The 14,101-nt window shown below is 59.9% G+C and carries 10 protein-coding genes and 1 tRNA gene; 8 read left to right on the forward strand and 3 right to left on the reverse strand.

The features are described 5' to 3' along the window. Positions 1-55 precede the first annotated feature (55 nt). Positions 56-2,068 carry a methyl-accepting chemotaxis protein gene (locus tag ACB040_RS04840; protein ID WP_100646263.1) on the forward strand — a complete coding sequence of 671 codons (2,013 nt, stop codon included), beginning with the start codon at positions 56-58 and terminating at the stop codon, positions 2,066-2,068. Between the two features lie 71 nt (positions 2,069-2,139). Here the strand turns inward: ACB040_RS04840 and ACB040_RS04845 are convergent, their stop codons facing one another. Next, positions 2,140-3,015: a 6-carboxytetrahydropterin synthase gene (locus ACB040_RS04845; protein WP_338771515.1), complete on the reverse strand. Its 876-nt coding sequence runs from the start codon at positions 3,013-3,015 to the stop codon at positions 2,140-2,142. An 80-nt stretch (positions 3,016-3,095) separates the two neighbouring features. On the opposite strand from ACB040_RS04845, the gene ACB040_RS04850 reads away from it, so the two are divergent. The 5 genes from ACB040_RS04850 to ACB040_RS04870 all read left to right on the forward strand — a co-directional run bounded on the left by ACB040_RS04850 (position 3,096) and on the right by ACB040_RS04870 (position 8,465). Then, on the forward strand, positions 3,096-4,439 hold the full coding sequence (locus ACB040_RS04850) for a dihydroorotase (protein ID WP_338771513.1): 1,344 nt from the start codon (positions 3,096-3,098) through the stop codon (positions 4,437-4,439). A gap of 112 nt (positions 4,440-4,551) precedes the next feature. Beyond that, a tRNA-Pro gene (locus ACB040_RS04855) sits at positions 4,552-4,628 on the forward strand. Positions 4,629-4,845: 217 nt separating this feature from the next. Further along, positions 4,846-5,277, forward strand: a complete 432-nt coding sequence (locus tag ACB040_RS04860) for a hypothetical protein (protein WP_041235087.1) — start codon at positions 4,846-4,848, stop codon at positions 5,275-5,277. 204 nt (positions 5,278-5,481) lie between these two features. Next, positions 5,482-6,741: a dicarboxylate/amino acid:cation symporter gene (locus ACB040_RS04865; protein WP_005334018.1), complete on the forward strand. Its 1,260-nt coding sequence runs from the start codon at positions 5,482-5,484 to the stop codon at positions 6,739-6,741. Positions 6,742-6,845: 104 nt separating this feature from the next. Further along, on the forward strand, positions 6,846-8,465 hold the full coding sequence (locus ACB040_RS04870) for a methyl-accepting chemotaxis protein (RefSeq protein ID WP_338771510.1): 1,620 nt from the start codon (positions 6,846-6,848) through the stop codon (positions 8,463-8,465). 63 nt (positions 8,466-8,528) lie between these two features. Here the strand turns inward: ACB040_RS04870 and ACB040_RS04875 are convergent, their stop codons facing one another. Then, positions 8,529-9,131, reverse strand: coding sequence for a DUF924 family protein (locus ACB040_RS04875; RefSeq protein ID WP_338771507.1), 603 nt, complete (start codon positions 9,129-9,131; stop codon positions 8,529-8,531). 251 nt (positions 9,132-9,382) lie between these two features. Between ACB040_RS04875 and ACB040_RS04880 the strand changes: the two genes are divergently transcribed. Together ACB040_RS04880 and ACB040_RS04885 are read left to right on the forward strand one after the other, a co-directional pair. Then, positions 9,383-10,303, forward strand: coding sequence for a DUF808 domain-containing protein (locus ACB040_RS04880; protein ID WP_335820304.1), 921 nt, complete (start codon positions 9,383-9,385; stop codon positions 10,301-10,303). 123 nt (positions 10,304-10,426) lie between these two features. Then, positions 10,427-12,223, forward strand: coding sequence for a M3 family oligoendopeptidase (locus ACB040_RS04885; RefSeq protein WP_338771500.1), 1,797 nt, complete (start codon positions 10,427-10,429; stop codon positions 12,221-12,223). Positions 12,224-12,286: 63 nt separating this feature from the next. Here the strand turns inward: ACB040_RS04885 and ACB040_RS04890 are convergent, their stop codons facing one another. Continuing rightward, entirely contained in the window at positions 12,287-13,693 is a 1,407-nt protein-coding gene (locus tag ACB040_RS04890) for a nucleobase:cation symporter-2 family protein (protein WP_100646258.1), read from the reverse strand. Positions 13,694-14,101 lie beyond the last annotated feature (408 nt).

The following is a 14,101-nucleotide window of genomic DNA, read 5'->3' on the forward strand; positions in this document are numbered from 1 at the left end:
ATCAAAAGGACGGGGTACTCAGGCAAGGGACTTTTGCATATACAGCGGGACAATAATGAAACAAACAATGTCGGATCTCTCCATCTTGCAGCGAGTCTACCTTGGCTTCGCGATCCTGGTGGCCGTGATGGTGGCCAGTTCACTGCTCACATTTCGTAGTCAGGAGACCCTGGGGAACGCACTGGAGCAGGTTACCCAGCAGTCTATGCCGCTGGTGATTGCCAGCAGTCAGACCCAGATCACCCTGCTCAGCGCCAACAAGTGGCTGGGGGATGTGCTCACCGAGCAGGATCCCAAACAGCTGCCGGCCGAAGTGGCCGAACTGAAACAGGCCAAGGCCGCGGTGGGCAAGAGCCTTGACGTTTTGCGCCAGCAGGTGGCCCACCATCCCGAATTGCAAGGGGAGATGAGCAGCCTCAGCCAGCAGGTCGACAGCTACCTGCAACTGACCGATACCCTGCCCGGCGAACACGAGGCGCTGCTCACCCGACTGCACAAGGTCAATCTGGCCAAGGGGCAGTTTCAGGTCAGTCTGCCCCAGTTCAAGAAGAGTCTGGGTGACATGATGGTCACCATCGACGACAGCTTTATCAAGATGCTCTCCGAGACCCTGACCACCAAGCTATCCGCCATCGAACTCTCCACCATGGACGCCCTCAACCAGACCATTCCAGCTCCCATCGAAGGGGCGCTCAAGCGCAACAAGATGCAGATCGAGGGGTTCAACAGCACCATCAAGGATCTGCAGGGGGAGCTCAAGAACTTCGAGAACGACATGGGCCACTATGTTCACGGCTTCGTGCGCGACACCACCGCAAGCGAAGGCGTGCTCTCCCAGTATCTGGCGCTGATGAAGCAGCAGGAACAGATGCGGGAGAAGAGCAAGCAGGCGAGCGCTCTCATCGTCGAGATCCAGAACCGGCTTGAGCGGATCACCGGCCAGAGTCAGCAGCTGATGAGTCAGAGCATTCAGCACGCCAAAGCCACACAGAGCCAGAGCACCCTGACCCAGGGAACCAGCATCGTCGTCGCCATCCTGATCGCCATGCTGGTGGCTTATACCCTGGGCAAGGCCATTCGCCGTCCGCTCAGGGAGTTGCTGCGGGTGCTGACCGAAGTGACCCAGGGCGACATGACCCAGCGCATCGGTTTTCAGAGCAAGAATGAATTTGGTCAGCTGGGCAGCCAGATCAACCTGCTGATTGCCCAGATGGGGGAGGTGCTGGCGCAGCTTTCACAAGCGTCGGCTCAGCTTAACGATGCTGCCCACGGCAACCGCCACACCACCGAATCAGTGCGGGCGGATCTGGAGAAACAGCGCCAGGAGACCGCCTCGGTTGCCGCCGCCATGACCCAGATGGAGGCCTCGGTGCGGGAGGTGGCGCAGGCCGCCAACCAGACCCTGGAGCGGGTGCAGGATGTGGAGAAGGCCTCCGAGATGGGGCGCAAGGTGATGGCCGGCAATATCACCACCACTCATCAACTGGCGGGCAAGCTGCAACAGACCGGCAAGGTGATTGGTGATGTGAGCGCCATGAGCAGCCAGATCGGCAATATCCTCGATGTCATTCGCGGCATCGCCGAGCAGACCAACCTGCTGGCCCTCAACGCCGCCATCGAAGCGGCGCGGGCCGGCGAGCAGGGGCGCGGATTTGCGGTGGTGGCGGATGAGGTGCGCAGTCTGGCGGGCCGTACCGCCCAGTCCACCAGCGAAATCCAGACCATGATCGAGAACCTGCAGCAGGGGGTAGCCAAGGCGGTGACCGTGATGCAGGAGTGCTCTCGCGAGATGGACAGCTGCGTGGACCAGAGCTCTCACGCCAACAACGCCATGGAGGAGGTGCAGGGGATTGTGGTGCTGATCAGCGACATGTCGAGCCAGATCGCCTCTGCCGCCGAGCAGCAGCAGGCCACCAGCGCCGATATCGCCACCAACCTCAACCGCATCTCCGATATCTCGGATCTCAACTATCAGGGGATTGAGCGGGTAGCCGAGACCAGCCAGCAGCTGGACTCCCTCGCCGAGCAGCAGGAGAGCCTGGTCAAGCGCTTCCGCCTCAGCGCCTGATGGTCGAAAGTTGAAACAACAAGGCCCCGCAGATGCGGGGCCTTCTCTTTATTGCGGCCGTGACAAGGGGATCAGGCGTAGGCAATCGCGCCCTTGCCGACCCCTTCATAGGCGACAATCTTGACGAACTTGTCGCCCACCATCTTCTTCACTTCGCGAGCGATGTAGCAGGCCAGCAGCTCGACCGTGGTGTCGGTGTCGATCATCTCCACCTCGGCGCTGGGGATGGCCAGCTGGAACAGCCCTTGCGGCGCCACATATTTGAAGCCGCAGTGATGCTCGCCAAGCTGGGCATTGGCGCGAGGGCTCAAAGCGAGCTCGGTCAGCGCCACCTTGTCCTCCTCGGTGCCGAGGTAGATATCGCCCCAGCGTTCGGCCCAGTTGAGCTCAAGATCCTGGTCGCGCTCGCCATCGACGTGGATCTCGATGGGAGAGCGGTGGCCGTGGGCGATACGCTGGCAGTTGCCATCGTGCTTTTTCAGGCCATGGCTGTAGTGGTAGAAGGCACCGGTGATCGCCTCCTGACGCAGGGTTAGGGAGAGATCCTTGATATTGCCCGGCAGCCGTTTGGCCAGTACCGCCAGCAGGTAGCGGGTCACCGACTCTTTATCAACTTGTGGGGCAGGGATAAAGGCAAAGCCCTGGGATGGGCAGCGCAGATGGATGGAGCGACCCGGGCGCAGCAGATCCACTGTGCTTTCGTCACCATCCAGTGTCTCGACGTGGATCAGCGGGCACTCGGTCGGCACCAGCAGCTTGTGGTCCACCTCTTCATCAATGATCGACTTGATCAGCTTCTTTACTCGGCCAAAGTCCAGCAGCATGCTCATTTCGTTGAGCTCACCGCTCATTTCGATATCTACCAGCCAGCTCTCACCCACCATGCCGCGGCGTTCGCACAGGTAGCTGGAGTCGATCACGGTCAAATCTCTTACAAATAACTTCATCAGTCAGGCCTTGCTACAGAGAAAGGGCAGTTTTGCGCTATTATGACCCGCGATTATCGGCAAAGGAACTGGAACCCCCCATGAACAAACTGCTTATCAAGAATGCCACCTTGGTCAACGAAGGCCGTATCTATGCCTCCGATGTGTTGATCGAGGGGGAACGGATTGCCCGCATCGCCCCGGATATCGAGGCGCCCGATGCGCTGGTGATCGATGCCGCAGGTCGCCACCTTATCCCCGGAATGATCGATGATCAGGTCCACTTCCGGGAGCCGGGATTGACCCACAAGGGGACTATTGCCAGCGAATCCCGCGCCGCCGTCGCCGGTGGCACCACCAGTTTCATGGAAATGCCCAACGTCAATCCCCAGACCACCACCCTCGACGCCCTCGAAGCCAAATACCAGATCGCTGCCAACTCCTCCGTCGCCAACTACAGCTTCTATCTCGGCGCCACCAACGACAACCTTGCAGAGATCAAGCGTCTCGACCCCAAGCAGTCCTGCGGGGTCAAGGTGTTTATGGGCTCCTCGACCGGCAACATGCTGGTGGACAATCAGGAGACCCTGGCGGCCATCTTCCGCGAAAGCCCGGTGATGATCGTCACCCACTGCGAAGACACTCCGACCATCGCCAAGGCCGAAGAGGCGGCGCGGGCCAAGTGGGGCGAGAATGTGCCGATGGGGGAGCATGGCCGCATTCGCAGCGACGAGGCGTGCTACAAATCCTCCAGCATGGCGGTGGCGCTGGCGAAAAAATACGGTGCCAAGCTGCATGTGCTGCATCTGACCTCGGCCAAGGAGCTGTCGCTGTTTACCGCCAGCCACGATCTGAGCGAGTTGAAAGACAAGAACATCACCGCCGAGGTGTGTGTTCACCACCTCTTCTTCAATGATGCCGATTACGAGACCCAGGGCAGCCTGATCAAGTGCAACCCTGCGGTGAAGAGTGCCGCCGACCAGCAGGCACTGCTGGATGCGGTACGCAACGACGTGCTCGACATCATCGCCACCGACCACGCGCCCCACACCTGGGAAGAGAAGCAGAACAGCTACTTTAAGGCACCGTCCGGCGTACCGTTGGTGCAGCACTCTTTGCAGGCGCTGCTGGAGCTCTACCACAACGGCGTATTTACCCTGGAGACTATCGTCAAGAAGACTTCCCATGCGGTGGCCGAGCGCTTCCAGGTGCAGGATCGCGGTTATATCCGCGAGGGGTATTTCGCCGATCTGGTGCTGCTGGATCTGGGCAAGCCCTATGTGGTCAACGATGACAACATCCTCTACCACTGTGGCTGGTCGCCCTTCAACGGCTACCGCTTCCACAGCTCGGTGGAGATGACGCTGGTGAACGGCCAGATCGCCTGGCAAAACGGGCAGGTGACTGACCAGATCCTGGGCAAGCGGCTGACCTTTAACCGCTGATTGTTCGCAAAGCAGGCGAACGCACCGTGGCCGAGGAATTGGCGGCGTTTCCCTGTTGACAGGGCAGGGCCATCTCCATAAACTCTGCCCCCGTCAGCCGAGCTGACTCCGTCGGTGTGTAGCGCAGCCAGGTAGCGCATCTGCATGGGGTGTAGAGGGTCGGAGGTTCGAATCCTCTCACACCGACCAAATTCCCCGGTAAAGGCCTTGTCAAACGACAAGGCCTTTTCTTTTGCCTGCGATTTGCCGCACAGGCGTGAAGCCAGTGGTGATGCACAGCTGGTAGCTGTTGGCGCGAGCGGATTGTGCAGCCACCGCGCTTTATGGTGTAGTAACGACTCTGTTGCTCATTTGCCTGGCGAGGCCTCTCGTGTCTGCATCCGTATCTAAACACTGTTGTCTGCTGATGCTCACCCTGCTGTTGGTGGGCTGCGCCACCCCTTACGAGAGTGAAAAGTCATTCTGGAACGGCCAGACCGGTTTTTCCCAGACCCGGCTTGGCCCGGACAAGTGGCAACTGGAGTTTGTCGGCAACGATTTGGTGGACAGGGAGACCGCCCGCAAATATGTGCTCAAGCGGGCAGGGGAGCTGGCACTGGCAGAGGGTTACTCCTGGCTCAAGGTCGATGAGCTGACCATTAACCGCGATGCCGTCAGGGTGACCCCATCACGGCCGATCTTCGGCTTTGACGAAGATGAACCTGATCTCTTTATGGCCCAGATGCAGGTGCAGCATACCATCTCGGCGCTGCTCACTTTTCGCCTGTTGCCACGGGCACTCGATGAGCGAACTCTGAATGCGAAATATCTCGCCGAAATCAAAATAAACAGTGATTAATATTGGTGGTTTGCAAGATCTATATCACATACACCTAATGGCAGGATAAAATTCTGGAGAAAGCCTCTAGATTTACCCCCTGCTTTTAGGCATTCTCCCAGCATACCAGCCGCCAGGAATCAACGGCTCGGATCACAAAAACGGACTGTAGTGGCTCCCACGCCACTGTTTACGGCTTGCACCAATCAAAACCGGGACTCCCCCATGAAAATGAATAAACTGACGGTCGCCATCCTCATCTCCATGATGTTTGGCATCCTCACCGGCCAGGGCTATCGGATGTTTGCCGCAGATCAGGCTGCGGATTTCGCCAATAACATCACGATCCTGACCGATATCTTCCTGCGCCTGATCAAGATGATCATCGCTCCTCTGGTCTTCACCACCCTGGTGGTCGGTATCGCCAAGATGGGCGACACCCGCACCGTGGGTCGTATCGGTGCCAAGACCCTCGGCTGGTTCATGCTGGCCTCCCTGATGTCCCTGAGCCTGGGTCTGGTGATGGTGACCCTGATGCAGCCGGGTGTGGGTCTTTCACTATCCCTGCCCAATGACACCGCCAGCTCGGGCATTGCTGCCGGTGCCATTACCCTGAAAGATTTTGTGACCCACGCCATCCCCAAGAGCGTGGTCGAGGCGATGGCCACCAACGAGATCCTGCAGATCGTGGTCTTCTCCCTCTTCTTCGGTCTGGCTGCCGCCGCGCTCGGCGATCTGGCCAAGCCGGTAGTGGTGCTGATGGCCAGTGCCGCCGAGATCATGCTGAAAGTGACCGGTTATGTGATGAACTTTGCGCCATTCGCGGTATTTGGCGCCATCGCCGCCATGGTGGCCAAAGAGGGGCTGGGTATTCTGGTCACTTACGGCAGCTTTATGGCCCAGTTCTATATCGCACTGGCCTGCCTCTGGCTGCTGCTGATCGCCATGGGCAGCGTCTTCCTGCGTGGCCGTGTTATCAAGCTGCTGGCGATGATCCGCGAACCCATCCTGCTCGCCTTCTCGACCGCCAGCTCTGAAGCCGCCTATCCGAAGACCCTGGATCGTCTGGAGAAGTTCGGTTGTGACAAGCGCATCGCCAGCTTCGTGCTGCCGATGGGTTACTCCTTCAACCTCGACGGCTCCATGATGTACTGCACCTTCGCGGTGATGTTCATTGCCCAGGCGTATGGCATCGAGCTCTCCATGGCCCAGCAGATCACCATGCTGCTGCTGCTGATGGTCACCTCCAAGGGGATGGCCGGGGTACCGCGCGCCTCTCTGGTGGTGATTGCCGCCACCCTGAACCAGTTCCATATTCCGGAAGCGGGCATTCTGCTGCTGCTGGGGATCGACCACTTCCTCGACATGGGCCGCTCTGCCACCAACGTGCTGGGTAACGCCATCGCCGCCAGCGTGGTGGCCAAGACCGAAGACAGTCTGGGTGAAACCGTCGCGCTGGGCGAGAGTGAGCCAGCCAAAGCCTGATCACAACGCCATGAAAAATAAACAACAACGGCCCGCCAATGCGGGCCGTTGTTGTTTATGGCTCGTCTACACTGCTAGATAGTTTTCATCTGGAGTGTACGGTTATGAACATTGCTCGTCGGCTTCAACTGATAGCGCTGCTGGTTATGCTGGCGCTTGTTTTCCTCAGCTGGTTCAGTATCAACCGCCTTGGGGCTGGCAATCGAGACTTGAGCTATGTGACGGACAATACGGTGCCCAGTATTGCGCTGATCAAGGAGGTGCAGGCTGCGTTCTATGAGCTGCACTCCCGGGTTCAAAGTCATATCCTCAACACCGACAATGACAAGATGCAGCAGATAGAAGCCGATATTGCCGAGCATCGCAAACAGATCAATTCGCAACTGGAGAAATATAAAGCAGAGATGCTCTCCAATGACGAAGACCGACGCCTGACCGACGATGATCAACGCATTATCGCGCAATATTATCAGGAGATAGACAAGGTTCTGCAGCTCTCCAGACAAAACAAGAACGATGAAGCGCGAGACATGCTGGCGGGAGAAGCCACCAGAGTGTTCCAGCAGTTTGCCAAGGCAATCGAGCTCCACGTCAACTTCAATATGGATTTGGGACTGGCGCTCAAGAAGCAGGGCCAGGAGAATTATGACAACAGCCTGCAAACCCTGTTGTTTATCGCCGGTGGTGCCACCGTACTGACGATGGGGCTGTTTGTCTGGTTGTTCAATCAGGTGGCCAATCCCCTTCGCACCGCCATGGATACCCTGACCCGGATCCAGCGCGACCTCAACTTTACCCTCAGAGCAGACGTGAAACAGCAGGATGAGATTGGCCTGACCCTCAATGCGGTTAACCGGCTGCTCGATACGCTGCAACAGACATTTACCGAATTTTCCGTCGGCAGCTTGCAGATCAAGAGCACCGCCGAATCCCTCTCTCAGGCAGCGCAGCACCTGGCCAGCTCGGCTAATCAGGCCAATGATGCCACCAGTCTGATCGCCGCCGGTGTGGAAGAGATGACGGTCAGCATCACAGATATCTCCCAGCGTACTCAGGAGACGAGCCGCATCACCAATGAGTCGGGGCAGCTGGCGACCGAGGGAGGCCGGACCATCGAGCGCACCGTCCATGCCATCAACGAGATAGCCGACTCCATTCGGCAGGCCTCGTCCGAGGTCATTGCGCTGGGTGAGGGCATTTCGCGCATTGGCGGTGTGGTCAACGTGATCCGTGATGTGGCGGGGCAGACCAACTTGCTGGCCTTGAACGCGGCCATTGAAGCAGCGAGGGCCGGGGAGTCCGGCCGTGGCTTTGCGGTGGTGGCGGATGAGGTGCGCAAACTGGCAGAGCGGACAGCGCAATCCACCCAGGAGATCTCCGCCACGGTAGAGGCGATCCAGCAGGAGTCGAACAATACGGTCTCCCGCATGCATCTGGTGGAGGAGAAGGTGAGCCAGGGGGTCACCATGGCGACCGAGAGTGGCGCCATTATTGCCGAGATCCGCAGTGCGTCGCACCGGGTGATGGAGCAGGTGGGCGAGATCACCAATGCCATCCGCGAGCAGAGTTCGGCCGCCGAGTCGATCGCTCATCAGGTGGAGCAGATTGCTCAGGTCGTGCAGCAAACCAGCAGTACAGCGGAAGAGACCTCAGCCGCCGCCGAGGAGCTCAATGTCACCACCGAGAGCATCCACCAGCAGATATCCCGCTACCGCATTCAGTAACGCCGACGGTTGTTATCCATCTGCTATCCCCGCCAGCTGGCGGGGATTTTTTATATGGCTTGCTTAGAAGCCTGAGCCCGGTTGCTGCAAAAATGCCGCCTCTTCCGGTGTGCTGGTGCGACCCAGAATGTCGTTGCGGTGGGGGAAGCGGCCAAAGCGTTCGATGATCACCTGATGGCGGCGGGCAAAGTCGGCAAATCCGGCAAAGGTCGCCTGCGCCGATGTGCCAGCCTGCTCGGCAGCCAGTGCCTCGAACAGCGCCACACTTCTGGCCTGTTGTTCGTGGGATTCGGCATGTTCCAGCGGCAGATAGAAGAAGACCCGCTCCAGTGGCGAGAGGGATTTGTCCGCCCCGATGGATAGCCCTTTCAGGCAGAGATCCCTTGCCAGCGGATCCTGGGCAAAGGCCGCAGGCGTGCCGCGATGGATATTGCGCGGCAACTGGTCGAGCAGCAGGATCAGCGCCAGCCGGCCGCTGGGGAGATCGGCCCAGTGGGCGAGGCTGCCCTCGGCTGCGGCCTGTGCCAGCTCGCCAAAGCGGCTGGCCAGCAGGGCATCCGTTTTGCTGTTTTTTCCCCACCAGAGCGGGGCTTGCCGTGTGGCCCGCAGGACGTCATCGGCCTCGTCGCCAAACCAGAAATCGAGCAAAGGTTGCCAGGGTTGCATGGGAACTCCTTGATGTGATTCAGAGGGAACCAGGAACAAATGGCTCAGGGGTGCTGCCGAAACGGCGGCTTCTCGTTACACTGTGCCATCTTTTGCCCGAAAGACGTAACCCCCCGATGGCGAGCGCCGGATTCTTGGCTCGGCCGATGATGGCCTGCCATCGCCATGAGGTGGCCCTGTTGACCCCGGTGGTTATCGGGACGTACACCTCTCTCCCGGGGTTGTTCTCACTGATATAAGGAATCTTTGATATGGCCGGAACCAGTTTGTTGGCCCTGCTCGACGATATCGCCAGCGTGCTCGATGACGTGGCGCTGATGACCAAGATGGCGGCGAAGAAGACCGCCGGGGTGTTGGGGGACGATCTCGCCCTCAACGCGGAGCAGGTTTCCGGAGTGCGTGCCGAGCGGGAGTTGCCGGTGGTGTGGGCGGTAGCCAAGGGATCATTTCGCAACAAGCTGATTCTGGTGCCCGCAGCCATCGCCATCAGTGCCCTGGTGCCCTGGCTTATCACGCCGCTCTTGATGCTGGGAGGTGCCTACCTCTGCTTTGAGGGGGCCGAGAAGCTGGCCCACAAGTTCCTGCCTCATGAAGTGAGCGAGGGTGAGGCACACACAGCTCCTATTCCCGATGATCTGGTGGCCTTCGAGCAGCAGAAGGTAAAGGGAGCGATCCGCACCGATTTTATTCTCTCTGCCGAGATCATCGTCATCGCCCTTGGCACGGTACAGGGAGCAAGCCTCGCGCTGCAGCTCTCGGTAGTGGCTGGCATCGCCCTGCTGATGACCATCGGGGTCTACGGGTTGGTGGGGCTGATCGTCAAGCTCGATGACATCGGTCTGCATCTGCTGCAAAAGCCCGATGGCAGCGCCCTGCGCCGCGCGGTGGGGCAGGGACTGTTGGTGACGGCGCCCCGTCTGATGCACCTGCTGGCTCTGGTCGGCACCATCGCCATGTTCATGGTGGGCGGCGGCATTCTGGTGCATGGCTGGCCCTTTGCCCATCACCTGATTGAAGGTGCAGCCGCTGTTGTTGCCAGCCTGCCCACAGTGGGGGCCGTACTGGCGGCGGTGACGCCGACGCTGCTCAACGCCGTGGCCGGTGTGGTGGCGGGTCTGCTGCTGGTTGCCGTGATGACGCTGGTGAGCCGTCTTGCCCCGGCCAAGGTATAAGCGAGCTTGCGGGCCATTTTCTCTTTTTTCCTCTCTTCATTTTTTGGCCAGCGGGACGCTCGGTCTCTGACTTGCTGCCCGCAGGTCTGCAGCGCCTCCCGATAAAGGCCTTTGCGAGAAGTTATGTATCAACAACAGTGGAATAACGACCATATCTACCCGGGCCTCGACAGCCCAGAGCTGGAAGCGGACATGCGCGCAGCCCGCCACGCGCTGGAAGAGCTGGCCAGCTATATGGCGGGTCTGGACGGGGTGCGCGACGCTGACGCAGCGCTGCTGGATTTTTTGCGGGAAGTGCGGCTGCGCGCCCGTGATATTCGCCATATCGGCTGGAACGTCGCCATTTTGGCCGCGTGCCGCGGCAGTCAGGATGTGCGGGATCCGCAGGCCAAACAGCTGGCGTCCCGTGCCCGCGCCCTCAATGCCGATCTGTTCAAGACGCTGGCGCCGGTGGAAGATCTGATGCTGGCGTTGCCGGAAGAGGAATTCGCCGCGCTGATGAGGGATCCGTTGCTCGGTGAAGAGGCGTACCGCCTGCGCCATGAGCGTCGCTTGCAGGATCAGCGCCTGCCGGTGGAGGCGGAGCAACTGGTGATCGGTCTGGGCACCGATGGCCTGCACGCCTGGGGCAACCTCTACAACGATCTGGTGGGCAAGATCCGCTTGACCATTGATGGCCGCGAGATGGGGCTGGCCGAGGCGAGCAATCTGCTCTCCAGCCCGGTGCGTGCGCTGCGTTTAGAAGCCTTTGATGCCATCAGCGCCGGTTGGGAAGGGGAGCAGGAGACGGTTGCCGCTATCCTCAATGCCCTTAACGGCTGGCGGCTGGAGCTGGCCCGTCAGCGCGGCAAAACCCGTGTGCTCGATGCGCTGGATCTCTCCTGCCATCAGAGTCATATCGAGCGAGCCACCCTCGATGCCCTGATGAGCGAAACCTGGCGAGCCCGTGGGTTGGGTCAGCGCGTCCTGGGGCTGATGGCCGAGCGCCTTGGTCTCGACGATCTGGGGCCGGAGGATCTCTTTGCGCCGCCTCCAGCTTCCAGCAGCCGTGACATTCCTTTTGATGAGGCGATCGAGTTGATTGCCGATGCCTTTAGACGATTCGATCCCGAGATGGGGGCATTTGCCCGCATGATGGCCGAGAAGGGGTGGATTGATGCTGCGCCCACGCCAAATCGCCGCACCGGCGCCTACTGCACCAAGTTTGCCGAACCGGTCGAACCGCGGGTCTTTGTTACCTATGCCGGTACCATGGACAACGTCATTACCCTGGCCCATGAGCTGGGCCACGCTTGGCACAATTGGGTGATCCGCGATCTGCCGATGAGCCAGCGCAGCTACCCCATGACGCTGGCGGAGACCGCCTCCATCTTCGCCGAAACCCTGGTGCGCAGCGCCCTGTTCGAGCAGGCGCAAAGTCCGGAAGAGCAGCTGGCGATCATCTGGGCCGAGGCCGACGGCGCGGCCACCTTCCTGGTCAATATCCCGGCTCGCTTCGATTTCGAGCAGGCCTTGGTGGCCGAGCGGGCGCAGGGTTATGTGCCGGCAGAGCGGCTCAAGGCGTTGACTGACGAGGCGTGGGGACGCTGGTATGAGGGGAGCCTGACCCGCTATCATCCCATGTTCTGGGCGGCCAAGGCGCACTTCTCCATCGCCGGGCTGGGCTTTTACAACTACCCCTATCTGTTCGGTTATCTGTTCAGCCTCGGGGTCTATCAGCAGTTGATGAGCCGCAAGGCGGCGGGGGAAGAGGGCGTGGCCGAGGCCTATCGCGCCTTGTTGCGCGATACCGGCCGGATGAGCGCCGAAGATCTGGTAGCCAAGCATCTGGGGCAGGATATCCGTGAGGCCGCCTTCTGGCAGGGGAGTCTGGCACAAGTAGCGCAGGCGATAGAACGCTTCGCACAGTTGCCTGCCTGATTGGGTCAGCGGTGATATGAACAACAGGCCCCCGGACAGTCTCGCTGTCCGGGGGCCTGTTTGTTATGCCTGCTCTTGCTGCGGTTTGATGGGACCAACGAACAGAGGACGGGTCTGGTGAGTCAGGTCCGGCTGATAGCCGTTGAAGAAGAGGTTGAGCAGCACCGAACTGATGGTGGCCAGCAGGATACCGCTATGAAAAAGCGGTTGTAGCTGCGCCGGAAGCTGTTGGAAAAAATTCCCGGAGACCGTCGGGATCATGCCAATTCCGAGACTGATGGCGACGATATAGAGGTTGTGACGGTTGCTGTTGTAATCGGTGCGCGCCAGGATGCGGATCCCGGTGGCCAGCACCATGCCGAACATGACGATGCCAGCGCCCCCCAGCACGAAGGGCGGTATAGAGGCGACCAGCACCGACATTTTGGGGATGAGGCCAAAGGCGAGCAGGATCCCCCCCGACATCACGCAGACCCAGCGACTCGATACCCCGGTCACGCTCACCAGACCGATATTCTGGGAGAAGGAGGTGTGGGGGAAGCTGTTGAATATCCCACCAATAATGGTGCCGATGCCATCCACCCGCAGCCCGCGTACGATATCACCGCGCCTAGCCGGATGGCCGACGATGTCGCCAAGGGCCAGAAACATCCCCATGGATTCGATAAAGGTGATGAGCATGATCACCGTCAGAGTGGCGATGGAGATGGGATCGAAGGTGGGCCAGCCGAAGGCGAAGGGCACTATGGGGGCAAACCAGGCTGCCTCGCCGAGGCCATCGAGGCTTACTTCGCCCATGGCGATGGCCACCGCGAAACCGAAGATGATCCCGAGCAGCACCGAGATATTGCTGAAAAAGCCCTTGGTGAAGCGGGTCACCAGCAGGATAAAGACGAGCACCAGAAAGCTGGTGCCGATATAGCGCAGGCTGCCATATTCCGGATTACCCTTGCCCCCCGCCATCCAGTCGATCCCCACCTGCATGATGCTGATCCCGATGGAGGTGATAACCACACCGGTGACGACGGTGGGGAAGAGCGGCATCAGCCGACCTATCAGCGGCACCAGCAGGGTCGAGATGATACCGGCGGCGATGGTGGCACCGAAGATGCCCGTCAGCCCCAGATCCGGGTTGGCTCCGATGGCCAGCATGGGCATCACGGCGGCAAAGGTGACCGACATGATGACCGGCAGCCGGATCCCGGCAAAGCGGCCAATCCCGACACATTGCAGCAGGGTGACGATGCCGCAGCAGAAGAGATCCGAACTGATAAGGTAGGAGATTTGATCCTTGGGCAGCCCCAGACTGCCGCCAATCACCAATGGCACCGCCACGGCGCCGGCGTACATCACCAGCACATGTTGCAGGCCCAGGGTAAATAGTTGGCCCATGGGGAGCATGCGCTCCACTTCATCCACCGGGCGCTTGCGCGCACCCGGTCGGGGGGAGGGGGGATTGGTCTCGTTCATGAACAGATCACTCCTTGAAGCCCGCGCAACTGCTACAGGCAAGATAGTGAAAGCCGCAGCTTTCCCGGTCATTGATCTCGTGTATTGACAGAGGTGCCAGCTCCCTCGGCAGTAGTGAGAGGGATCCGGTGCTGCACGGGTCAGTGCACAAAACATGCACAACGCCGCTCACGAGCGAAAACGTTTGGTGATAACGCCTTGTTTTTGCGGGATGAGTCACATACCGGCCAGATAAGTGTCCGGCTGCTGGCAGGGGAAGGAGGTGAGGGCATCTCAGATTGGTAAGGGGTTTATCATTATCGGTCTGGCGATCTCACTTTGATAGCCGGGCACCATAACGTTGCTCGCAATGCGCCCCTCTGCATGTGACGGCGCTCGCGGGCCGCGGGGCGCAATCGGGGGCGGGGG

Source organism: Aeromonas sp. S11(2024), assembly GCF_041402345.1.
Taxonomy (GTDB): domain Bacteria; phylum Pseudomonadota; class Gammaproteobacteria; order Enterobacterales; family Aeromonadaceae; genus Aeromonas; species Aeromonas veronii.

What these genes read in the sequence shown, in the direction of transcription:
- ACB040_RS04845 (WP_338771515.1), bottom strand. Translation starts at nt 3,015, where the DNA reads ATGAAGTTATTTGTAAGAGATTTGACCGTGATCGACTCCAGCTACCTG.
- ACB040_RS04870 (WP_338771510.1), top strand. Translation starts at nt 6,846, where the DNA reads ATGAACATTGCTCGTCGGCTTCAACTGATAGCGCTGCTGGTTATGCTG.
- ACB040_RS04890 (WP_100646258.1), bottom strand. Translation starts at nt 13,693, where the DNA reads ATGAACGAGACCAATCCCCCCTCCCCCCGACCGGGTGCGCGCAAGCGC.
- ACB040_RS04860 (WP_041235087.1), top strand. Translation starts at nt 4,846, where the DNA reads ATGCTCACCCTGCTGTTGGTGGGCTGCGCCACCCCTTACGAGAGTGAA.
- ACB040_RS04865 (WP_005334018.1), top strand. Translation starts at nt 5,482, where the DNA reads ATGAAAATGAATAAACTGACGGTCGCCATCCTCATCTCCATGATGTTT.
- ACB040_RS04840 (WP_100646263.1), top strand. Translation starts at nt 56, where the DNA reads ATGAAACAAACAATGTCGGATCTCTCCATCTTGCAGCGAGTCTACCTT.
- ACB040_RS04875 (WP_338771507.1), bottom strand. Translation starts at nt 9,131, where the DNA reads ATGCAACCCTGGCAACCTTTGCTCGATTTCTGGTTTGGCGACGAGGCC.
- ACB040_RS04880 (WP_335820304.1), top strand. Translation starts at nt 9,383, where the DNA reads ATGGCCGGAACCAGTTTGTTGGCCCTGCTCGACGATATCGCCAGCGTG.
- ACB040_RS04850 (WP_338771513.1), top strand. Translation starts at nt 3,096, where the DNA reads ATGAACAAACTGCTTATCAAGAATGCCACCTTGGTCAACGAAGGCCGT.
- ACB040_RS04885 (WP_338771500.1), top strand. Translation starts at nt 10,427, where the DNA reads ATGTATCAACAACAGTGGAATAACGACCATATCTACCCGGGCCTCGAC.